The 19,934-nt window shown below is 70.9% G+C and carries 23 protein-coding genes, 1 tRNA gene and 2 pseudogenes; 20 read left to right on the forward strand and 6 right to left on the reverse strand.

The genetic code is table 11. From position 1 onward, the window contains the following. Positions 1–4 precede the first annotated feature (4 nt). Together cbiQ and QTQ03_RS25115 are read left to right on the forward strand one after the other, a co-directional pair. Positions 5–774, forward strand: a pseudogene (gene cbiQ, locus QTQ03_RS25110) (cobalt ECF transporter T component CbiQ). After that, on the forward strand, positions 771–1,541 hold the full coding sequence (locus QTQ03_RS25115; RefSeq protein WP_289280202.1) for an energy-coupling factor ABC transporter ATP-binding protein: 771 nt from the start codon (positions 771–773) through the stop codon (positions 1,539–1,541). Before cbiQ ends, QTQ03_RS25115 begins: the two are co-directional and overlap by 4 nt. 101 nt (positions 1,542–1,642) lie before the next feature. Here QTQ03_RS25115 and QTQ03_RS25120 read toward each other — a convergent pair whose 3' ends face one another. The 3 genes from QTQ03_RS25120 to QTQ03_RS25130 are packed head-to-tail and all read right to left on the reverse strand — an operon-like array spanning position 1,643 to position 3,958. Next, positions 1,643–2,728 carry a hypothetical protein gene (locus tag QTQ03_RS25120; protein ID WP_353890614.1) on the reverse strand — a complete coding sequence of 362 codons (1,086 nt, stop codon included), beginning with the start codon at positions 2,726–2,728 and terminating at the stop codon, positions 1,643–1,645. Further along, the gene (locus QTQ03_RS25125) at positions 2,725–3,438 is read right to left on the reverse strand and encodes a DsbA family protein (protein ID WP_289280203.1); all 714 of its coding nucleotides are present in this window, start codon (positions 3,436–3,438) and stop codon (positions 2,725–2,727) included. Before QTQ03_RS25125 ends, QTQ03_RS25120 begins: the two co-directional genes overlap by 4 nt. Then, positions 3,431–3,958, reverse strand: a complete 528-nt coding sequence (locus QTQ03_RS25130; protein WP_289280204.1) for a MauE/DoxX family redox-associated membrane protein — start codon at positions 3,956–3,958, stop codon at positions 3,431–3,433. The genes QTQ03_RS25125 and QTQ03_RS25130 overlap by 8 nt, the downstream gene beginning before the upstream one ends. A 198-nt stretch (positions 3,959–4,156) precedes the next feature. Here QTQ03_RS25130 and QTQ03_RS25135 point away from each other — a divergent pair, with 198 nt between their 5' ends. From QTQ03_RS25135 to QTQ03_RS25150, 4 genes and pseudogenes are all read left to right on the forward strand, one after another. Then, positions 4,157–4,441 (forward strand): hypothetical protein, encoded by a 285-nt coding sequence (locus QTQ03_RS25135; protein ID WP_289280205.1) that lies wholly within the window; start codon positions 4,157–4,159, stop codon positions 4,439–4,441. Then, positions 4,429–6,093: a copper resistance CopC/CopD family protein gene (locus QTQ03_RS25140; protein ID WP_289280206.1), complete on the forward strand. Its 1,665-nt coding sequence runs from the start codon at positions 4,429–4,431 to the stop codon at positions 6,091–6,093. The genes QTQ03_RS25135 and QTQ03_RS25140 overlap by 13 nt, the downstream gene beginning before the upstream one ends. A 17-nt stretch (positions 6,094–6,110) precedes the next feature. Further along, positions 6,111–6,836, forward strand: a complete 726-nt coding sequence (locus QTQ03_RS25145; RefSeq protein WP_289280207.1) for a YcnI family copper-binding membrane protein — start codon at positions 6,111–6,113, stop codon at positions 6,834–6,836. 147 nt (positions 6,837–6,983) lie between these two features. Continuing rightward, positions 6,984–7,442: pseudogene (locus tag QTQ03_RS25150) on the forward strand (hypothetical protein); the annotation flags it as partial. A 631-nt stretch (positions 7,443–8,073) separates the two neighbouring features. Here the strand turns inward: QTQ03_RS25150 and QTQ03_RS25155 are convergent. Continuing rightward, positions 8,074–9,315 (reverse strand): glycosyltransferase 87 family protein, encoded by a 1,242-nt coding sequence (locus tag QTQ03_RS25155; protein ID WP_289280208.1) that lies wholly within the window; start codon positions 9,313–9,315, stop codon positions 8,074–8,076. 68 nt (positions 9,316–9,383) lie between these two features. Here QTQ03_RS25155 and orn point away from each other — a divergent pair, with 68 nt between their 5' ends. Both orn and QTQ03_RS25165 read left to right on the forward strand, forming a co-directional pair. Further along, positions 9,384–9,980, forward strand: coding sequence for an oligoribonuclease (gene orn / locus QTQ03_RS25160; RefSeq protein ID WP_289280209.1), 597 nt, complete (start codon positions 9,384–9,386; stop codon positions 9,978–9,980). An 89-nt stretch (positions 9,981–10,069) separates the two neighbouring features. After that, a tRNA-His gene (locus tag QTQ03_RS25165) sits at positions 10,070–10,145 on the forward strand. An 890-nt stretch (positions 10,146–11,035) separates the two neighbouring features. Here QTQ03_RS25165 and QTQ03_RS25170 read toward each other — a convergent pair. Continuing rightward, positions 11,036–11,266 carry a winged helix-turn-helix domain-containing protein gene (locus tag QTQ03_RS25170; RefSeq protein WP_289280210.1) on the reverse strand — a complete coding sequence of 77 codons (231 nt, stop codon included), beginning with the start codon at positions 11,264–11,266 and terminating at the stop codon, positions 11,036–11,038. 207 nt (positions 11,267–11,473) lie between these two features. On the opposite strand from QTQ03_RS25170, the gene QTQ03_RS25175 reads away from it, so the two are divergent. Next, on the forward strand, positions 11,474–11,659 hold the full coding sequence (locus tag QTQ03_RS25175; RefSeq protein WP_289280211.1) for a hypothetical protein: 186 nt from the start codon (positions 11,474–11,476) through the stop codon (positions 11,657–11,659). Between the two features lie 28 nt (positions 11,660–11,687). Here the strand turns inward: QTQ03_RS25175 and QTQ03_RS25180 are convergent, their stop codons facing one another. Then, positions 11,688–12,332 (reverse strand): NUDIX hydrolase, encoded by a 645-nt coding sequence (locus QTQ03_RS25180; RefSeq protein WP_289280212.1) that lies wholly within the window; start codon positions 12,330–12,332, stop codon positions 11,688–11,690. Positions 12,333–12,461: 129 nt separating this feature from the next. On the opposite strand from QTQ03_RS25180, the gene QTQ03_RS25185 reads away from it, so the two are divergent. The 11 genes from QTQ03_RS25185 (at position 12,462) to QTQ03_RS25235 (ending at position 19,914) form a co-directional block, all read left to right on the forward strand. After that, on the forward strand, positions 12,462–12,593 hold the full coding sequence (locus QTQ03_RS25185) for a hypothetical protein (protein WP_289280213.1): 132 nt from the start codon (positions 12,462–12,464) through the stop codon (positions 12,591–12,593). After that, positions 12,590–13,513 carry a DUF2637 domain-containing protein gene (locus QTQ03_RS25190; protein ID WP_289280214.1) on the forward strand — a complete coding sequence of 308 codons (924 nt, stop codon included), beginning with the start codon at positions 12,590–12,592 and terminating at the stop codon, positions 13,511–13,513. Before QTQ03_RS25185 ends, QTQ03_RS25190 begins: the two co-directional genes overlap by 4 nt. Beyond that, the gene (locus QTQ03_RS25195; RefSeq protein WP_289280215.1) at positions 13,513–13,692 is read left to right on the forward strand and encodes a hypothetical protein; all 180 of its coding nucleotides are present in this window, start codon (positions 13,513–13,515) and stop codon (positions 13,690–13,692) included. Before QTQ03_RS25190 ends, QTQ03_RS25195 begins: the two co-directional genes overlap by 1 nt. Before the next feature lie 17 nt (positions 13,693–13,709). Then, entirely contained in the window at positions 13,710–13,883 is a 174-nt protein-coding gene (locus tag QTQ03_RS25200; protein WP_289280216.1) for a hypothetical protein, read from the forward strand. A gap of 87 nt (positions 13,884–13,970) precedes the next feature. Further along, positions 13,971–14,102, forward strand: a complete 132-nt coding sequence (locus QTQ03_RS25205; protein WP_289278874.1) for a hypothetical protein — start codon at positions 13,971–13,973, stop codon at positions 14,100–14,102. 107 nt (positions 14,103–14,209) lie between these two features. Beyond that, entirely contained in the window at positions 14,210–14,581 is a 372-nt protein-coding gene (locus tag QTQ03_RS25210) for a hypothetical protein (protein WP_289278873.1), read from the forward strand. A 10-nt stretch (positions 14,582–14,591) separates the two neighbouring features. Further along, positions 14,592–15,053 carry a hypothetical protein gene (locus QTQ03_RS25215; RefSeq protein WP_289278872.1) on the forward strand — a complete coding sequence of 154 codons (462 nt, stop codon included), beginning with the start codon at positions 14,592–14,594 and terminating at the stop codon, positions 15,051–15,053. Position 15,054: 1 nt separating this feature from the next. Next, positions 15,055–15,999: a hypothetical protein gene (locus tag QTQ03_RS25220; protein ID WP_289280217.1), complete on the forward strand. Its 945-nt coding sequence runs from the start codon at positions 15,055–15,057 to the stop codon at positions 15,997–15,999. Between the two features lie 84 nt (positions 16,000–16,083). Further along, the gene (locus tag QTQ03_RS25225; protein ID WP_289280218.1) at positions 16,084–17,988 is read left to right on the forward strand and encodes a hypothetical protein; all 1,905 of its coding nucleotides are present in this window, start codon (positions 16,084–16,086) and stop codon (positions 17,986–17,988) included. Positions 17,989–18,057: 69 nt separating this feature from the next. Then, positions 18,058–18,594 (forward strand): hypothetical protein, encoded by a 537-nt coding sequence (locus tag QTQ03_RS25230; protein WP_289280219.1) that lies wholly within the window; start codon positions 18,058–18,060, stop codon positions 18,592–18,594. A 60-nt stretch (positions 18,595–18,654) separates the two neighbouring features. Then, complete coding sequence (locus QTQ03_RS25235) at positions 18,655–19,914, forward strand: DUF6745 domain-containing protein (protein WP_289280220.1); 1,260 nt, start codon at positions 18,655–18,657, stop codon at positions 19,912–19,914. The last annotated feature ends 20 nt before the right edge of the window (positions 19,915–19,934 follow it).

Consider the following 19,934-nt stretch of genomic DNA (forward strand, 5'->3'; position numbering starts at 1 on the left):
GACGATGGGCGCCGGCCACCACCACGTGCTCTACCGGGAAGCCGGCTCACCGGTGCACCACCTCCCGCCCGAGGTGAAGATCGCTGCGATGGTGGCGTTCACCCTCGCCGTGGTCGCCACCCCCCGGAGGCGTTCTGGGCCTTCGGGGCGTACGCGGCGCTCATCGCGGTCGTCGCGGCGGCCGCGCGGGTCGGCCCGGGCTGGCTGCTGCGCCGCTCGCTGATCGAGCTGCCGTTCGTCCTGTTCGCCTTCGCCCTGCCGTTCCTCGGCGCGGGTGAGCGGGTGGAGGTTCTCGGTGTGCGGTTGTCGCAGGACGGGTTGTACGGGGCGTGGAACATCCTCGCCAAGGGCAGCCTGGGCGTCCTCGCGTCGTTGCTGCTCGCCGCGACCACGACGACCCGGGACCTGATCGTTGGCCTGGACCGGCTGCGCTGCCCGCAGATCCTCACCCAGATCGCCGCGTTCATGCTCCGGTACCTGGAGGTGCTGATCGGCGAGGCCCGCCGGATGCGGGTGGCCCGAATGTCCCGGGGTGACGACCCGCGCTTCGTGTGGCAGCTACGCGGCCTCGCCGCCGGCGTCGGCGCGCTGTTCCTGCGGGCGTACGAGCGGGGTGAACGGGTGTATCTGGCGATGCTGTCGCGTGGCTACACCGGGCGGATGCCGGCGGTGTGGCGGGGCGCCGGCGCGGCAACGGCCGGGCAGTGGGCGGTCGCGGCCACGGTGCCGGTGGTGGCGGCCGGCGTCGCCGTCACCGCGCTGGTCCTGACATGATCGCAGGCGTGCAGCCAACTCCGAGCCTGGACGTCCGCGGCGTACGGTACGCGTACCCGGACGGGCACGTCGCGCTGCACGGGGTGGACCTCACGGTGCCGCGCGGTGACCGGGTGGCGTTGCTCGGACCGAACGGGGCCGGCAAGACCACGCTGGTGTTGCACCTCAACGGCATCCTTGCCCCCACCGAGGGGAGCGTTACCGTCGGCGGCCTGACGGTCAGCCAGGAGCGGGCCACGCTGGGCGAGGTGCGCCGCCGGGTGGGCATCGTCTTCCAGGACCCGGACGACCAACTGTTCCTGCCGACCGTTGCCGAGGACGTGGCGTTCGGTCCGGCCAACCTCGGGCTGCGTGGTGCCGAGCTGGCGGCCCGGGTGGACGAGGCGCTCGCCGCGGTCGGGATGAGCGCGCACCGGGACCGCGCTCCGCACCACCTGTCGTTCGGGCAGCGGCGTCGGGTGGCGGTGGCGACCGTGCTCGCCATGCACCCGGAGATCCTGGTGCTCGACGAGCCCTCCTCCAACCTCGACCCGGCCGCCCGCCGCGAGCTGGCCGGGATCCTGCGCGGCCTGCCGGTGACCCTGCTGATGGTCACCCACGATCTGCCGTACGCGCTGGAGCTGTGCGACCGTTCGGTGATCCTGGACGCGGGCAGGGTCGTCGCCGACGGCCCCACCCCGGACATTCTGGCCGACGAGAACCTCCTGTCCCGTCACCGCCTGGAACTCCCCTACGGTTTCACCCCGCACCGGTTCACCTCGCGCTGACCCACCGCGATCGTGCGCTCTCCGTCGTGGCAACAGCCTCACGTCGGGCTGATCCGGCGACCGGGACCGCATGATCGCGGGGTTGGCCGGGGCCGGCGTGACTAGGGGGAGGCAGGGGTTCGGGGGGTGGGGGTTCGGGGGGCGGCGTGGAGACGCAGGGCGCCGGCTGCCAGCGCGCCGGCGCCGGTGATCAGGATTGCGGCGACCAGCACCCGGGCGGTCGTGGCGGGCCAGGGGACCGGGGCGACCGAGCGGGTGAACACCGCCGCGTTGGCGACCCCGGCGAACAGGGCGAGGCACGCCCCGGCGAGCGCCACCGCGAACTCGCCCGCCGGCCGGCGGGCCAGCGCGTAGACCCCCGCCGCGATCGCGCCCAGCCCGGTGACCAGCGGCCAGACCTGGCCGCCGAGCAGCCCTTGCAGCAGCCCGCCGATCCCCTCCGCCCCGGCGTCCAGTTCCCGGCCCACGATGTACGTCACGGCGGCGATCCCGCCGGCGACCAGGAGCGCACCCAACCCGGCGAGGGCCCGCCCGCCGGGCCGTGACCGGGCCGGAAGCAGACCCAGCGTGGCCACGGCGAGCAGGCCGACGGTGACGGCCACCCACCAGGGGTACGGGTCCGGCGGTGGCACCCAGTCGAGCGTGCCGCGGATCTCCAGGGGGTCGCCGTCGACGCGCAGCGGCACCCCCCAGTCCCGGACCCGGTGCTCCCGGTCCGGGGCGGCGCGCACCTGCGGCGGTGGCGTGGACTCGAGCCACAGCGCCCGCTGGTCGTGCCAACGCGCCGTCGTCGACTCGTCGACCCGCCGCCAGTCCGGCGGGGCGGCCGGGTTCGCCTCGGTCGGGATCCGGGTGTCCCCGGCGAGGGTCCGGTTCAGATACGTTGCGGGGGAGCGCAGGTTCTCGTACACCCCGTCCGGGCCGATCCGCAGGTACGGCTCGCCGGAGTAGCCGATCACCTCGACCGGTCGGGCCCCGGTGTTGGTCAGCTCGAGCCGCGCACCCGCCTCCACCGCGCGTACCGTGAGCCCCGGCCGGGCCGGGGTGACGCCCGTGACCGCGGTGCGGTAGTCGGTGCCGTCGGGGGCGTCCGCGCCGTGTGCGGCGGCCGGCGCGGCGAGCGCGAGCGTCGCGGTGACCGCGCCGACGAGCACCAGGCCCGCACGGGTGAGCAGGGTACGGATCAACCGGCCGCCTCCACCGCCGCGCGGATGCCCTCCGGGGAGCGGTCGGCGACCGGCTGCCCGTTCACCAGGATGGTCGGCGTGCTGGTGACGTCGGACCGGCTCGCCTCCGCGGTGACGTGTTCGGTCCATGCCCGGTACGTCCCGTCGTTGACGCAGGAGCCGAAGGTGCCGCGGTCCAGACCGACCTCCACCCCGATGTCGACCAGCTGTCCGTTGCTGAGCTGGGCGCCACCCTCGGGCGGCTGCCGTTCGAAGAGTATCCCGGTGAACTCACGGAACTTCCCACCTGCCGACGCGCAGCCGGCCGCGGCCGACGCGCGGGTCGAATACTCGGTGGTGGAGAAGCGGTTGAGGTAAGCCACGGGGTGGAAGACCACGAGCGCCTTGCCCTCGTCGGCGAGCTGGTCGATCGTTTCCCCGCTGACCTGCTGGAACTGCTTGCAGGCCGGGCAGAGGTAGTCCTCGTACAGGTCGATGGTCGCCGGCCCGGATCCGAAGACGATGCCGGTGCCGGCGTCGTTGGCGCCCGGCGGCGGGGTGAACTCGTCGGAGCGCTGGCTGGACCAGACGCCCCACCCGATCAGACCGGCGATCACCAGCACCATGACGGCACCGACGGAGACCCACAGCGTCCGCTTGCGTCGCTGCTCCCGGGCGATCTGTTCGCGAACGACCCGGGCCGCGTCCTTGCGTCCCTTGCGACTACTCATCCTCGTCCTCCACGGCGGGTTCGCCCGTCAGCCAGCCGTCCACCGAGAACGGGGTGCGGGGCCAGATCAGCAGGAACCCGGCCAGCGCCAGGAATCCCAGGTCCCGGAGGATCTCCGGGAGGTAGCTCGGCGCCTGTCCCTCGGCGAGCTGCCCGCCGCTGCCGAAACAACCACAGTCGATGGCCAGCCCGCGCGACCAGGCGGAGGCGATGCCGGCGACGAAGACCACCAGCAGTGCGGCGGAGACGCCGGCGCCCAGTCTGGTGGCCAGCCCGAGCAGCAGGAGCACCCCCAGCGCCAGCTCGACGAACGGCAACGCGGCGCCGACCACGGTCGCCGCGTCGTACGGAAGGATCTGGTACGCGTTCACCGCCCGGCCGGAGGCGGCCAGGTCACCGACCTTGGACGCCCCGGCGATGAGCCACACCGCGGCCAGGCCGAGCCGGGCGGCGACACCGATCCAGGGACGTATCGCGAGCCAGCGGGCGGCCTGGGTGCTCGGGGCTGCGGTCATGGTCATTGGTCGTTCCTCGTCCCGCGGAGGTTCCCTGCTAACCGGCCAGCGCCTCGTCGGACGCCTCGACGAGATCGGCGCGCGGGGCGGGGATCACGACAGTCCAGGTTACGCGGAGCGCTGGGCGGTGGGAGGGCCGTTCGGCCCTTCCATGGTCTGCGCCACGTCGGGAACTTTTCCCGGCTCGGAGCCGACTAAAGGCTCGTGACCTGCGAGGACGTTCGCGAGGCGCGCTCGGCGCGGCTCGACGGTGAGGAGGTGTCCGTGGCGTCGGCGACGCTCGACGCACACGCCGGTGGCTGCCCGGCGGGTCGGGTGTCGCTGGCTCGTGCCGAGCACGTCACCCGGCTGGTCCGGGTCCAGCCGGGGGCGGTGCCGGATCTGACCGCACCGGTCCTCGCGGCGGTGGCCGCCGGCACCGAGAGCGTCGTGTCGTCGCGGTCCGGGTTGGGCGTGGCGGGGGGTTCTGGGCGAGCATGGCCGGCATGACTGCCGCCCTCCGCCGCTGGTTCGCCCGGCTCATCGGCACCGCCGGCCTCCTGGTCGTCCTCGTCGCCCTGCTGATCGCTCCGGCTGGCCCCGCCAACGCCCACGCGGTGCTGGTGAGTAGCAGCCCGGTCGCGTCGGCCGTGGTGCCGAGCGGGCCCGCCGAAGTCGTCCTCACGTTCAGCGAGTCCGTCCGCAAGGTGCCTGGCAAGATCCGGGTCATCGCGCCCAACGGCTCGCGCGCCGACCGGGGGGAGCCCAGCTTCGACGGTGCCGTCGTCACCATCCCGGTCGACCCGGCCGGCGACCGCGGCACCTACCTGGTCACCTACCGAGTTATCTCGGCCGACAGCCACCCGGTCTCCGGGGCGTTCACGTACTCGGTCGGCGCCCCGTCGACGCCGCCGGTGGACACCGGGGACGACAGCCGCGCCGACCCGGTGGTGGGCGCCGCGGTCAAGGTCACCAAATACCTCGGGTACGTCGGCCTGCTGCTCCTGGTCGGCCCGGCGCTGGTGCTCGCCGCGCTCTGGCCGCGCCGGTTGTCCCGCCGCGGGCCCACCCGCCTGGCGTGGACCGGCCTGGGCCTGGTGGCGTTCGCGACCCTGGCCTCGCTCTGGCTTCAGGTGCCCTACACCGTCGGCGGCGGGGTGTTCGACGTCACCGGCGAGGGGTTCAGCACCGTGCTGGGCGGCCTGTTCGGCGCGACCCACCTGGTCCGGCTGGGTCTGCTCGCGGCGGCGGCGTTCCTGCTCCGCCCGCTGCTGGCCGGACCGGTGGGCCGCACCGACGTGGTGATCCTGGGCATCCTCGGTGCGGCGACGCTGCTGACCTGGCCGCTGGCCGGGCATCCGGCCGCGTCGCCGGCCCCGGCCGTCTCCGTCGTGGTCGACGCCGTGCACCTGGGCAGCATGGCGGTCTGGCTGGGCGGGCTGGTGATGCTCGCGGTCTTCCTGCTGCCCCGGGCGGACGAACGGGAACTGGGGGCGATCCTGCCGATCTGGTCCCGCTGGGCGGCGCTGGCCGTGTCCGCGTTGCTGCTCGCCGGCACCGTGCAGGCCCTGATCGAGGTAGCCACCCCGAGCGCCCTGGTCGGCACCACCTACGGTCAGCTACTGCTCGGCAAGATCGGGCTGTTCGCGCTGGTGATCGTGGTGGCCGCGTACTCCCGGGCACTGGTGCGCCGGTGGACCACCGCCGGCCGACCCGCGCCCGTGCGGCGGGCGATCTGGGCCGAGCTGGCGATCACCGCGGTGATCCTCGGCCTGACGGCCTCGCTGGTGCAGACCACCCCGGCCCGGACCGCGGCGGACGACACCGCCGGCGTCGGGGACGGCTATTTCTCCACCACCCTGTCCAGCCCGCTGTTCTCCCTCCAGGTCGAGGTGGACCCGGCCGAGCGGGGAAACAACTCGGTGCACTTCTACGCGTACACCCCGGACAACCGTCCGCAGCCGGTGGCGGAGTGGCGTGCCACGGCCGGGCTGCCGGCGGCGGGAATCGAACCGATCGAGGTGCCGTTGCTTCCGCTGACCGACAACCACGCCACCGGTGAGATCAACCTGCCGACGTCGGGGGAGTGGGAGCTGCGCATCACGGTCCGCACGTCCGAGATCGACCAGGGCACGGTGACCGCCACCGTGCCCGTCCGTTAGGGGAAGGTAATCACTTCATGATCCGTTACCGGCGTACCACAACGGCCGCCGCCACCTTCGCGGTCGGTGCCGTCGTCGCCGCTGTGATTGGCTTCGCGGCGCCCGCGTCGGCGCACGTCACCGTGAACCCGACGGAGGCGACGCAGGGCGACTACGCCCGGCTCGCCTTCCGGGTGCCGAACGAGAGCGACACGGCGTCCACCACGAAGGTCGAGGTCTTCCTGCCGGAGGACGCACCGGTCGGCTCGGTCTCGACCATGTCGGTCCCCGGCTGGACCGTAACGGTGGAGAAGCGAAAGCTGGACCAGCCGGTCGAGATGCACGGCAGCCAGCTCACCGAGGCGGTGTCGAAGCTGACCTGGACCGCCGACCCCGACGCGGTGATCGAGCCCGGGACCTTCCAGGAGTTCCCGGTCTCGATGGGTCCGCTGCCCAAGGCGGACCAGATGGTCTTCAAGTCGCTTCAGACGTACTCGGACGGGACCGTCGTGCGGTGGATCGATGTCCCGGAATCGGGCGGTGCGGAACCGGAGAGTCCGGCGCCGGTGCTCACGCTGACATCCGCCTCACCGTCGACCGCCCCTGCGGCCGACGCCGCCGACACCGCGGCGGACGACGACGCCGAGGACGCCGGGCTGGCCACCGGCCTCGGGGTCGCCGGCCTGGTGGCGGGCCTGGGCGGCCTGGTGCTCGGTGGGCTGGCGTTCGCCCGGAGCCGGCGGGAGCCGGCGGCCAGGGCGTGACCCTCGCCCCGCTCCCGCGCACCAGCCCGTCGGACCTCTCCGGCGGGCTGGCCCCGTTCTGTGGCCGGTGCCGTGGATATCCCCTGGTCGGACGGTCGGTGTCGGTAAGGTCGGCCGGGTGTCCGGCTACGGAGAGGGACGAGGCCAATGCGGATGGTGCGGGTGTTCGGCGGGGTGCTGCTGCTGGTCGTCGGAGTGCCGGCGCTGGTCGCGGGCGCCGCGCTTGGGGCGGACCTGACCCTGGATCTGCGCGCCGAGTTGCGCGCGGGCTGGGCGGCTCCGGTGACCGCCGGCCTGCTGTCCGGTGGCGTGCTGCTCGTTGCGGCGGCCCTGTTCCTGCTGTTGCGGCCGGTACGCCCGCGTGAGGTGGTCTTCGTGGTCGAGCCGGACCAGGTGCCGGTCCTGGCCGGCCGGCTCGGGGTGACCTCGCTGAGCGGGCTCGGCGCCGCGCCGACCCGGGACGGCGACCCGGCCGTGACACCCACCCGCCAACTGATGTCGGTCGGTGCCCCGCTCGGTGGGCCCCCGGCGATCGAGCCCACTCCGGCTGGTCGGCCCGGCACCGGGCCGACGCGGGCTGGCCGCCCGGCGACCCTGGCGGACCTGGTCGGAAGGCGGGACGGGGGCGAGCCGACCGGATCCGACGGGGGGCCGCGGGGCGGTGACGACGACGTCTGGCGCGGGCGGGGTGGTGCCCGCTGCGTCGCGTCGCTGCGGCCGTCCGAGGTGGACCTCGTCCTCGCCTGGCCGCCCACCGAGCCATCGGGCGCCGTACCCCAGCCGGCTGGGCCGGCCCAGCCGACCGAGCCAGCCCGGCCCGCGGCGGGTGTCCGGCCTGCGGAGCCGGTTTCGTCGGCCGTGCCGGTTTCGTCGGCCATGCCGGTTTCGCCTGCGGAGCAGGTTTCGTCGGTGGAGCCGGTCTCGTCCCCCGAGCCGCGGACATCGGTTCTCGCACCCGAGGTGCTGGCGTCACCGGGGCAGGCGGTGCGGCGAGAATCGCCGGTGGGCCGGCTACGCCCGGCCGTCCCGGCCGGTCCGGGCCGCTGAACCTCAGATCTCCGGGTAGTGCCACCCGGTGCGCGGTAGCTGTCCAGGCCAGCGTAGAACGGGGGCGGGATACGGGCGGCCCTCCGTGCCGTCAACACGGAGGGCCGCCGTCACCGGGGGATCGGTGCTACCACAGCCTTGTTGTGGCAGTTAAGTCCAGATTAGCGGTTAAGAGAGCTAGTCGGGAAGTTTATCCGTTTTGGCGGTGGACGGTCGGTGTCGTCCGCACTGGCAGGCCGATCAACAACAGCAGGCTGATCAGCACATATGCGTTGCGGACCAGGAACTCGCCGACCGAGTCGGTGGGTGCCTGGGCAATGCCCCAGTCCTGGAACGACACCACTCCGTACACGATGACGGCGGTCGTGCCGACGGCGGCGGTCAACAGCCGGCGGCGCTCGCCCCCGGTGGCGGCGAGGGCGGCGTCGACCAGCACCACCACCGCCGGGACGAACCAGTAGACGTGGTGGGTCCAGGTGATCGGGCTGGCCAGCGCGCCGACCAGGCCGGTGAGGGTGAGGCCGGTGAGTGCGTCCCCGGCCCGGGCAGCCCGCACCGCCCGCCACAGCCCGTACCCGGCGACCAGTGCGACCAGGGCCAGCCAGAGCAGCCGGTTCGGCTCCTGTGGTGTGGTGAGGCGGCTCAGTAGCCCGAACAGTGACTGATTGCCGGTGTAGTCGGTGCGGCCGACCCGGTCCGTGGCCCACAGTTCGTGGGTCCAGAACCGCCACGAGTCGCGGGGTGCGACCGCCGCCGCGAGCAGCGTCGCCGCGGCCGCCGTCGCGCCGGCCACGACCGCCGCCCGCCACCGCCGCGTGGCCAGCAGGTAGACGATGAAGATGCCCGGGAAGAGCTTGAGCGCCGTCGCCAGGCCGACGCCGACGCCGGCCCAGCGCCCGTTCCGGGGTGCGGCGAACAGCAGATCGGCCAGGATCAGCACCACCAGCAGCATGTTGATCTGCCCGAAGGTGATGGTCTCCCGGGTGCTCTCCACCGCGAGGACCAGCAGCACCGCCACGGTGAGCGTGAACACGCGAGGCAGGTGGTGCCGGACGATCACCGGCTCGACCAGCCAGCGGGTGGTGACCGCCACCGCCAGCCCGGTCAGCAGCGTGAAGATCGCCACGGTGGCGCCGAGCGGCAGCAGAGCGAACGGGCGCAGCAGCAGCGCGCTGAACGGGGGGTACGTGAAGTAGAGGAAACCCTGTACCCGGTCCGGCTGGACGTAGTCGTAGAGCGGGTTGCCGGCCGCCCACCAGTCCATCGCCCGCATGTAGATCTTCAGATCGAAGAAGTCGTGGACGAGTCCCGGCAGGTAGAGCGCCGGCAGCACGGCGGCCAGCGCCAGCACTGCGACGATCCGGCGGACCGTACGGCCGCTGGCGTCGCCGTCGTCGGTGACAGCGAGCGGTGCGACGGGTTCGGCGGGCACGGGGAAACCCTAGCGGGAGCGCCCCGGCGCGGTGCGCGACGCGCGGGCCTCTCGGCTGCGCGTAGGCTGTGCCGGTGGCAGATCTTCTCGTCTGGATCGACTGTGAGATGACCGGCCTCGATCTCGGCCGAGACAAGCTGATCGAGGTCGCCGCGCTCGTCACCGACCCGGATCTCAACGTGCTCGGCGACGGGGTCGACGTGGTCGTCCACGCGGACGACGCGGCGCTGGACGCGATGCCCGAGATCGTCGCGACGATGCACGCAAAGTCGGGGTTGACCGACGAGGTCCGCCGGTCCACGGTGACGTTGGCCGAGGCGGAGCAGTTGGTTCTCGACTACGTCACCAGCCATGTCAAGGATCCCCGCGCCGCCCCGCTCTGTGGGAACTCCATCGCCACCGACCGGGGCTTCATCGCCCGGGACATGCCGCGCCTCGACGCGCACCTGCACTACCGGATGATCGACGTCTCCTCGATCAAGGAGCTCTGCCGGCGTTGGTACCCCCGAGTGTATTTCGGGCAGCCGTCGAAGGGGCTCGCGCACCGGGCGCTGGCCGACATCCGGGAGAGCATCCGGGAGCTGGAGTACTACCGGCGGACGGTCTTCGTGCCACTACCCGGGCCGGATGTGGAGAGCGCGAAGGCGATCGCCGCGGAGCTGTAGCGTCGTGCGGCCGAACCCACTGGACGGGTCGGGCGGGAGTGGGGCTATTATTGATCCGCGCCGCCCGGGGTAACCGGGGCGTAGGCATGGTGGCTGTAGCTCAGTTGGCAGAGCACCGGGTTGTGGTCCCGGTTGTCGTGGGTTCAATTCCCATCAGTCACCCCACTTGTGGATCTCCTCCACGACAGGTCAGGCCCCCTCGAACGAGGGGGCCTGACGCGTTGATAGGGGCGTGGTAGGGGAAGTCAGCTCGTTCCGGTCCCTTCGCCGCGGCGGGCGAACCCGTCGACGTATCCCTCCGCGTAGCCCTGCAAGAGGGCCTCTTCGAGGGCGGTAACCGCCCGATCGTCGACCTGGGTTGTCGCGCCGCGGCGAGTAGATCTCTGGGTCGCCCGAGAAATCCGACCAGGGAGTTGAGGCCGCGACGTGGGAACGTCAGCGTCCGTAGATGGGGGCGCTTCGTTCGTAGGTCTCTCGCCGGCGACCTGGCGAACGGTTATCGCAAGGCTGATGATGGCGAGCCATCCGGCGATGGCTAGGACACCCGGGCGGATGTGGCCATGGATAGGCCAGAGGGCGCTGAGAGCGTAGGTACCCCAGAATAGGACAGCAGCCACGACGAGAATGTTGGCAGCGGTGTACTTATTTCGCGCCCGACGTGCTTGGTCGGTCTTGCCGGAATTCACGGTGTCTCCGATCAAGGTGAGATTGGGGAGGGGCATGATCGGAGGTCGGACGGGGGGTGCGCGCCGGCCTCCCGAGGGTTGCCGCTGGCGGTGCGGTCCCCGGTCTGCTATGGGAGAGTGTGACTGCTGGATGGTGGCCACCTCCCCCGGTTGGTGGCGGTCCCACGGATGGGACTGCCGTGCGGATCTCTGTGCAGGGGATTTAATCTGCTCTTCAAATTCACGTTATGCAAGTCGTACACACGTATTAGGTGTCGTGGAACTCGCGGGGATCTTGCATCGATGTCGGACATAGCCGACGCCTGATCGGCTGCCTGTCCGCTATCTGACTATCACGACCAGCCGTGCAAGGCCGACAACTGTCACCATCTACGCATCCGGCTGGCGGGGCGCCACGAAAGATCCTCGGCCCTGGTGCACCTCGATCCAGCCCCGCTCGTCGAGCAGGCGCAGCGCCAGCCGGATCGGCTGCGGCGACGCCCGATACTGCACGCACAGGTCGGCGATGCTCGGCAGTTTGTCGCCCGGTCGGAGCGTCCCGGATCGGATGGATGCGGTGATGTCGTCGATGACCTGGGCGTAGACGGGTTGTCTGGGCATGGTGGGGCCGCCTCTCGTCAGCGCCCCGAGCATCCCACCGGCGGTGACAGACGGTGCATGCTCTGTTGACTCTGCATGCACTGCATGCAAGGCTGCGGCTGGGTCTCTCGTCAGCAGCCTGGGGCCCTCTGGCCGGGCGGGGTAGCTCCCCCCTGTGGCGCCTCCCGCCCGGCACCCCACCGCCCAACCACAAGCCGGGGGACGCCTGTGACCAGCATGTGTGACGAGCCGTCCGCGACCGAGGTGGCCCGCCTGGCTGCTGTGATCGTGTCCTGGCATCGGGATGGCGGCCGGTGTGGGGAGTGCCGCCCGGACGGGTGTTGCGAGATGGCGTGGGCCGTCCCGGAGTGGGAGGCGTGGCAGCAGGAGAGGGCGGCCACCCGCAACGGGTAGCCGCCCTCGACGCGCCGGATCAGCCCGGTCAGCCCAGAGTTTGCTCCAGATGTGCGCGCACCGGCTCGTACAGGCCGGGCAGCAGCTCCAGCGCCTCCGGTAGGGGCGCCCACCGCACTTCGGCCAGTTCGTCTTCGTCGCCGACATGGACGTCCAGGCGTCCGGTGGGCTGGCAGGCCAGGTAGATCATGGTGCGGCCCGTCTTTGGATGTACCCGCCGGCCGATCTCCCGCTCTGCGGCTTCGACCGTCAGCCCGGTTTCCTCTTTGACCTCGCGGACTGCCGCGTCGGCGGCGCTTTCGCCGGGTTCGATCTCCCCGGCGATGAGGGTCCACAGCGGTTTGCCGTCGTGGCGGCGGCCGATGAGGACGCCCAGGGGGCTGGTGACGACGCCCGCGACGACGGGGCTGGGTTCGGGTGTGGTGGCGGGATCGGGCACGTGTTGCCTCCTGTCCTGCTCGCCGCGGCGCCGGCGGGCGATGAGTCGGTTGACGGCTTCGGTGCCGATCATCCGGTACCGGCCCCGTTCGGTGAGGTACCAGTCGACGCCTTCGGTGCCGAAATGGCCGGAGTCCACGAGGCGGCGAATGGTTTGCCCACTGTCGCGAAAGCCAGCGGCGATTAGGCGGGCTCGGACCTGGTTGATGGTCAGGTAGCCGCCCCGCTCGTCCACGCACTCTCCCAGGTCTTCCAAGCCTTTCAAGTTGACCCATGGTCGCATGGCGAGGCTCAGGGCGGCAGTGAATCGTGGGCCCAACATGCGAGCACTCTACCAACCTTTCCAACCTTTCCAAGGTGTGTCATGCTGTCCGGCATGGACCTCCCCGACTGGCCCGACTGGATCGGCCTGGTGCTCGACGTGGCGCCGGCATACGCCCGGCATGTCGCGGTCGGCGCCAGGATCGTCGGCGCCCGGGCGGAGGTGACCCGGTGACTGCCCCGACACCACCCCGAAAGGGCTGGGAGACGTACGTGCCGGTCGCCATCGCGCTGCTGCTGATCGCAGGTGTGTGGCTGGCCGGTGCCGTCTGGTCATTTGAGGAGCAGACGCACTACGCCAAGGCAAACGGCTTCACCACCCCGGAGCTGCTGCCGCTGGTCCTCGACGGGATGGCGGTCGCGATGGCCGCCGTGTCGTGGGCGGCGAGCCTCGACGCCCGACCGGCCATGTTCGCCCGAGCCATGACCGCGGTGGCGATAGCGGGCAGCTCGGCCAGTAACGGGGCGTGGGCGTGGACCCGGTCGGACGGCGACGAACAGACGATTGTCCTGGCCGCCGCGGTGCCAGTGCTGGCGATGCTGGCGTTTGAGGTGCTGCTGTCGGAGGTGCGGCGTCAGGTGATGCGTCGCCGCGGACAGCCCGGTCCGGTGGTGGTACCACCGCCGCGTCTGATCCGCGTCACGCTCGCCCCGTGGTCGACGCTGCGGTCGTGGCGGCAGCTTGTCCTCGACGCGACTGACCCGCGTAAGGCGTTCGCGACGCGGCCGGTTGACGCACCCGCGCCGCAGCGCGGTGCAGCAGTCCCGCCGTGTCCGGTGACGCACCCAGTGGACGCGACACAGCCTGCGCAACCTGCGTTGACGCGGATCGTGACGCAGGCTGACGCGCTACCGCGACGCACTCGTGAGGTGTTGATGCGTCGCCCCGTGAGCGCACCACCGGCGGATCGTGACGCGGCGATGACGCAGGCGCTTGACGCGGTGCTGACGCAAGGCGTCTCGATCCGCGGTGCGGCGCGTGACGCCGATGTACCGGAGGCGACGTTGCGTCGAGCGGTTAAGGAGCGTCGCGAGGTGACGCAGACCAACGGCCACCAGTTCGAGGTGGCCGGGAAAACGATGGAGGGCCTCTGATGTTCCAGGTTGTTCGCGCCCGCCGGTTCGCGTACCGGCTGCGCCTCAAGGAGTTGGAGAGCGCGGTCAGGCGGTGGCCTGACGGCGAGGACGCGCACACGATCGCGCAGGCCCGGGTCCTGTCCGCCCGGTTGCGACTGCCGTGGTGGCTGCGCATCGACATTGACCTAACCGCCTAACCGAGGGGGAGACCTAGATGGGCCTGTTCAGTAAGGACCTGCAGAAGACCGAGGCGATCCGGGAGTACAAGGAAGCCCGTCGTGAGCTGGAGCGTGTCAGCCGTGGGATCACCGAGGAGACCGACGAGTACCTGGCCGCTAACCGGCGTGTCATCGACGCGGAGAAGCACGTCCCGTGGTGGCGGCGCTGACCGTCTGACCGCGAAGCTGCGGGGCCCGGCCCCACCTACCAAAGCCGGACCGGGCCCCGCCTCCAACCCCGAGAGGAAGGAACACCAATGTCCCACACCAACGGCAAGCGCCGGGGTGACACCAGCCTCGCGTGGCTCGCGCTCACCTACCTGGTGCTGCTGGTCGTGACCGTGCTGGCCGCTGGCGCGCTCGGCGCGTCCCTCGGGGGCCACCAGTGACCGCAGATGTGACGCAGCGTGAGACTGCACTCTGCAATGCAGACTCCGCCGACCTGCCCTCTGAGCGCGAAACCGGCCCGGAGACGCCGGAAGGTCTGCACTCTGCAATGACGGACAGTGACCGTCGTTCGTTGGATTCGCGGGCGTGGCTGTCCCGGTTCGGCGCGTACTGCACCCCGCCGGCCCTGCTGACGGAGCGGCGGCCGGCGCTGGACACGATGCGCCTGTACGCGGAGCGGGGCCGGTACACCGACAGCAGGCGCGGGCTGGTGCGTGCGTTCGGGCGGGCGTGGCTGGCCCTGGTGGCGGTCCCGGCTGTGGCGGCGGCCCGCCTGTTCGAGTGGCTGTTGGAGCGGCCGGCGCGGTTCGGGGTCGCGGTTGTCACCGTCAAGCTGCTGTCCACACTGCCCCCGGCCGTGTGGTTGGTCGATCACGTCATCCACCCCGGCGCCGACCTGGCGCTGTGGCTGTTCCTGTAAGGAGGCCTTTGTGGCGAAGCACGTGAATATCAGGTCGATTCGGCAGAAGGGGGTGAAAACCCTCGCCTGGCTGTCGTTCGGGCTCGCCTTCGTCGGTGGCGCGTTCGGCGCGGAGACGTTCGTCGGTGACGGAATCGAGTGGGTGCTGGAGGCGCTGCCGTGGGCGTGGCTGCCGGTGCTGCTACTGATCGTCGCCGTGGTCGGCACCCTGATCGACTCGTTCGTTGATGGCGTCCCGAACTGGTTCGCGGTCGGATCCGCGTTGTTGGCTCCGTCGATTGCGACAGCGGTGGACGGGAAGTTCGGCGACACGATCTCCGCCTGGGCTGACGGCGCGCAGGGGTGGGTCAACGGTCTGCTGACGGAGTGGACCGGTGAGCAGTCGGCGGTGGGTTTGACGTTGGCGTGCGCTGTGGCGTCGCTGTTGATGGCACGCCGGGTCATCCGCAAGTCGTCGACGGCGGAGGCGTGAGATGGGCCTCGACGTCCTGTTTTGGATCATGCTGTTGACCTGGATGGCAAAGCGGTCAGCCGAGGATGTGACGTACGCGCTGAAGGGGCAGACGCCGCCGCGTCACCGTGAGCGCATGGAGCGCATCAGGCGGGGTGAGTCGCAGTCCCGGTACGGGGTGCGCGGTTGGCTGGACGACGCGACGGAGGATTTCCTGCGGGCTAACACCGGGTGGCGGCGTAGCCGGGCGGCGAAGAAAGCGGCGCAGCGGCTGAACGTGCCGGTTGACGACATGGTCGACGTGGTCCGCGAACCCCGGCCGGTGTCGGAGCGGCGGCGCGACCGGCATCCGACCGACCCGAACAACACCCGTAACTGTGCGACCTGTGAGGGCTCGGTGGTGCTGGATGGGCGGCCGTGTCCGCGCTGCCTGGCCGAGCAGCAGCGCCGTAACGCCGAGTGGGAAGAGCAGCAGCGCCGCAACGCCGAATGGAAGGACGGCATGCGCCCGATCGGTGACGTCGAGAGGCCGACGTGCGTGCGGTGCCGTGTGACCTACGCGCAGCCCGGCTCGGCGAACTGCCCCGCCTGCGACCGCGCCGAGGGCAACTACCCCACCGACACCCCCACCGCTCGCATCTACCTGTTCCCCGACGTCAAGAAGATCGAAAAGGAGATCGACATGGCTAACGCCGAGGTAACCGGCCTGCCTACTGCCATCGCCTACGCCGCTGAGGTCGCCGCGACCCACCAGCAGTTCAACTCCGAGGGCTACGCCGGGGCCCTGCAACGACTCGGCTTCGGCGACACCGTTCTGAGCCTGGAGGGCGAGGCGCGGGAGGCGTCGGCGACCGCGACCGCGAAGTGGACCGCCCTGGCGGAGGAGATGCAGAAGTTCCACGGCGGCCGGGAGTTCTACCAGTCCAACCCGGACGCGCCGGACAAGGAGGCCCTGGTCAACGAGTGATCCGGGCTTCTTCCGTGGGGCGCAGACCGGGCTGGTCTGCGCCGCCGCGGTGGAAGCCTGGGGAGCCTGCTTGAGGGAGATGCCGTGGACACCCGATCCGAGCCGGTAGCCGGTGGGCTGCGTCCGCAGCTCGTCCCGCACGCCGCCGTCGGCGCGCTGGTGGTCGCCGCCGGTGCGGCGCGCATCGCTGTGCATGTGACCGGCGACGAGCAGCAGGTGGCCGTGTGGGTGGCCGGTGCCGCGTTCGTCATCGCTGTTGTGGCCGCGACGAAGGTGCGGGGGCGGGTGTTCGACCGGCGTGCCCGCCGACGGGCGTACACGTTCGCGGCGGTCGCCGGGGTGTGGCTGGTGTCGGTGACTGTCGCCGGTCTGTCGCTGGGCGCGGTCGGCATCCTGATGGCGTTCGGGTACGCCTTGTCGACGCACTGGTGGCGGTCCCGCCCGGTGGGGTTGATCCAGCAGAAGACGTCGAGGTCGGAGTATCAGCGGCTGTGGGCGGAGAACGTGGGCCGCCCGGACGGCGCGCTGCCCGGGTCGTCGCTGCGTGACCCTCAGCCCATCAAGGCCGGCATCCGGTACACGCTGCGGCTACGACCCGGCAAACAGGATCTCGGCATGGTGATCGCGGCGGCGAAGAAGCTACGCGGCGGGCTGCGGTTGCAGGCGGATCAAGAGTTACTCATCGAGGCCCACCCAACTGAGCGGGAGCCGGACGTGCTGCTGACGATTGTTACCCGTTCCCCGATCCGTAGCAGTGTGTACTGGCCTGGGCCGGAGGCGTTCGACTCGGCCTCCGGTCGGGTGATCCTCGGCCCGTACGCCGATGGGGAGGGCCGGGCCGCCTGGCGGGCGTACACCGAGAACCGGTTGTGGGGTGGGTACGTGCAGGGCGGAACCGGGTCGGGCAAGTCGCGGCTTATTGAGTCGGTGGCCATGTCCCTCGCCGCGAGCGCCAGCCATCCGACGGTGATCCTGTACGGCGACGGTCAAGGTGGCGCGTCGTCGCCGCTGCTCATGGCGCACGCCGACTTCAGGGCCCGCACCCACCAGCAGATCCTCGTGATGCTGGAGGGCATGCATCTGGTGATGCTGCTGCGGCAGGACGAGAACGCCATCGCGGCGCGCGAAGGGTTCACCCCGACCGACGATCGGCCGGGGCTGTTGGGCATCATCGACGAGTGTCACAAGCCGATGTCGAAACTGGAAAACGCAGGGGCGTGGCAGCGCGTCCAATACCTGGCGTCGACGATCGCCCGCGAGGGCGGGAAGGTCGGCGTTGCGCTACTGCTTGCGTCGCAGGCACCGACGCTGGACGCGTTTGGCGGTGCGGGCACGCCGAGCGCTGAGGCGATCAGATCGAATCTGCTCGCCGGTAACGGGGTGATGATGCGGGGTAAGGACCCGAACGCGAAGACGGTTTTCAAGGTAGACGTAGACCCGTCCCAGTTCCCGCTGCTGCCTGGGTACGGGTACCTGATCGACCCCGCCCCCGGGGCCCGGTCGGCGCAGTTCCGCAGCTACTACTTGGGCGATGAGCAGCGGCAGGTGTGGCCGAAGCGCATCGCCTGGCGGTCGCTGGATTCGGGTTCGGCGGCGGCGTGGGGTGTGACGTACCTGCGTCGGCACCAGATGGCAGAAGAGGCGGTGGCGGCTGCCCGCCAGCGAATCGCCGCCCGCCGGGCAGGTGTGGCGCTTGACGTGTCGGTCGCTCCGGTGCCGCCTTCGACCGTGGGCGCCATCGACTTGCAGGTGTTTCCGTCGTGGCAGGAGTTCGTGGCACGGGCTGAGCAGGAGGCGCAGCGGGCATTGCGGGAGGGTCACCAGCGTGTGTTGGCGGCGATCCGGTCGGGGTGCACGGGCCCGAAGGCGATCCAAGCGGCGACGCGCTACTCGGAGCGGCAGGTGCACAACCTGCTCGGTGATCTGCTGGAGGCGGGGGAGATCGCGAAGGGCGGTTACGGCCGGTACGAGCTGACTGGGGCCGCCTGACCCTGGACACCAGCGTATAGCGCGCTATAGAGCAGGTGCATCAAGGACGACGACCACAAGGAGCCCGCGATGACCATCGACCCGACCGCCGAATACATGATGGACAGCGAGTACGTGATCGACGACGGCACCGACGCCAACACCGACGCCGGTGCCGCCCGGATGCAGCGCCGAAACGAGATCGTCCGGATGCAGCGCCGAAACGAGATCGTCCGCGCATGGGACGAGGCAAACCAGCCGGTCAAGGCCCAGATCCCCGCCGCCCGGCGCGACCGCCGAGCCCAGCGCGCCCTGTCCGCCGAGTTCCAGTACAACCGGGAGCTCGCCGAGGAGGCGTTGCGCGAGCTCGACTACGAGGTCATCGGGGAGAACGGCGTCACCACGGTCATCGACCTGCGGGACCCCCGCCAGGTGCTACAGGCTATCGCGTGGTGGGAGCAGTGCCGCAGCGACGCCGAAGAGCAGGTCAGCATCCACACTGGCCGGCGTGACGAGCTGATCCCGGCGGCGATGGCCGCCGATCCGCCGCTTCCGTGCGCCGCCATCGCCCAGGCCGCGCGAGTGTCGGAGCCTCGGCTGTACCAGATCCGCGACGGCCGCCGCTAATCCGATCAAATCGACCGAGAAACCCCCTAGGCGGGAGAGATTGACATGCGTACAAGTCTGATGACTGCAGACGAGCTGGGGGCGGTCGCCGTATACCGGGATGAGTGCCTGGCCCGGGGGTGGGCTACCGGCCCGACCGACCGTGCTGCCGCGGAGGCGGCGGTGCGGGATGTCTATCGGTGCCTTGGCCTGGAGTGCCCCGCGATGGTGTGGATGGACTCCCCGCTAGGAGGGGTGTACGCCGCGACGGCACTCCAGCTCGGGGGCCCGCTCAGGGACCAGCTCTGGAACCAGCTCTGGAACCAGCTCTGGAACCAGCTCAGGGACCAGCTCGGGGACCAGCTCGGGGACCAGCTCGGGGACCAGCTCGTGGACCCGCTCAGGGACCAGCTCAGGGACCAGCTCGGGGACCAGCTCGGGGACCAGCTCGGGGACCAGCTCTGGAACCAGCTCAGGGACCCGCTCGGGGACCAGCTCTGGGACCAGCTCGGGGACCAGCTCAGGGACCAGCTCGGGGACCAGCTCAGGGACCAGCTCGGGGACCAGCTCTGGAACCAGCTCGGGGACCAGCTCGTGGGCCCGCTCAGGGACCAGCTCTGGAACCAGCTCTGGAACCAGCTCAGGGACCAGCTCGGGGACCAGCTCGGGGACCCGCTCGGGGACGCCATGTGGGGTGGACAAGAGCTGCACTGGCTGGCCGTCTACATCTTCGCCCGCCGCTTCGATGCCACATACACGCCCGCCGACACAGCCCTACTAGCCGCGCTGCACGACACGTGCGACATCGGATGGTGGTGGCCCTACCAAAACGTCGCCGTCCTCACCGACCGACCCACCGAGATCCACCGGGACCCGCAAGGCCGCCTCCACAACCCCGACGGACCGGCCATCTCCTACGCCGACGGATGGGCCATCCACGCCTGGCACGGCGTGCGTGTCCCCGCCGACCTCATCACCAAAGGCTGGGACGTCGACCGGATACTCACCGAACGCAACGCCGAGATCCGCCGCTGCGCCATTGAGCGCATCGGATGGGACCGGTTCATCAGCCAGTCCCGGATGCGGAAAATCGCGTCCGCCGACGACCCCGGCAACCCCGGCCAAACCATCGCCCTCTACGACCTACCCAACGACCTGGCAAACCTCTATGGCCAGCCGGCGCGGATCCTCCTGTGCACCAACGGCACTATCGAGCGGGACGGCACCCGCCGCCGCTTCGGGCTGCCGGTGCCCGCGCGTCACACCGACCCGGTGACCGCCGCCGCCGACCTGTACGGGGTGCCAGTACAGGCGTACCGGCAACTCGCCCGCCGGACCTGAATCGACCGTGAGAACCCCAA

Origin of the sequence: Micromonospora sp. WMMA1363 (genome assembly GCF_030345795.1) — a bacterium.
Classification (GTDB): domain Bacteria; phylum Actinomycetota; class Actinomycetes; order Mycobacteriales; family Micromonosporaceae; genus Micromonospora.

Coding starts and splice junctions, on each gene's coding strand:
- QTQ03_RS25115 (WP_289280202.1), top strand. CDS start 771: ATGATCGCAGGCGTGCAGCCAACTCCGAGCCTGGACGTCCGCGGCGTA.
- QTQ03_RS25125 (WP_289280203.1), bottom strand. CDS start 3,438: ATGAGTAGTCGCAAGGGACGCAAGGACGCGGCCCGGGTCGTTCGCGAA.
- QTQ03_RS25130 (WP_289280204.1), bottom strand. CDS start 3,958: ATGACCATGACCGCAGCCCCGAGCACCCAGGCCGCCCGCTGGCTCGCG.
- QTQ03_RS25140 (WP_289280206.1), top strand. CDS start 4,429: ATGGCCGGCATGACTGCCGCCCTCCGCCGCTGGTTCGCCCGGCTCATC.
- QTQ03_RS25145 (WP_289280207.1), top strand. CDS start 6,111: ATGATCCGTTACCGGCGTACCACAACGGCCGCCGCCACCTTCGCGGTC.
- QTQ03_RS25170 (WP_289280210.1), bottom strand. CDS start 11,266: ATGCCCAGACAACCCGTCTACGCCCAGGTCATCGACGACATCACCGCA.
- QTQ03_RS25185 (WP_289280213.1), top strand. CDS start 12,462: ATGCTGTCCGGCATGGACCTCCCCGACTGGCCCGACTGGATCGGCCTG.
- QTQ03_RS25195 (WP_289280215.1), top strand. CDS start 13,513: ATGTTCCAGGTTGTTCGCGCCCGCCGGTTCGCGTACCGGCTGCGCCTC.
- QTQ03_RS25200 (WP_289280216.1), top strand. CDS start 13,710: ATGGGCCTGTTCAGTAAGGACCTGCAGAAGACCGAGGCGATCCGGGAG.
- QTQ03_RS25205 (WP_289278874.1), top strand. CDS start 13,971: ATGTCCCACACCAACGGCAAGCGCCGGGGTGACACCAGCCTCGCGTGG.
- QTQ03_RS25210 (WP_289278873.1), top strand. CDS start 14,210: ATGACGGACAGTGACCGTCGTTCGTTGGATTCGCGGGCGTGGCTGTCC.
- QTQ03_RS25220 (WP_289280217.1), top strand. CDS start 15,055: ATGGGCCTCGACGTCCTGTTTTGGATCATGCTGTTGACCTGGATGGCA.
- QTQ03_RS25230 (WP_289280219.1), top strand. CDS start 18,058: ATGACCATCGACCCGACCGCCGAATACATGATGGACAGCGAGTACGTG.
- QTQ03_RS25235 (WP_289280220.1), top strand. CDS start 18,655: ATGACTGCAGACGAGCTGGGGGCGGTCGCCGTATACCGGGATGAGTGC.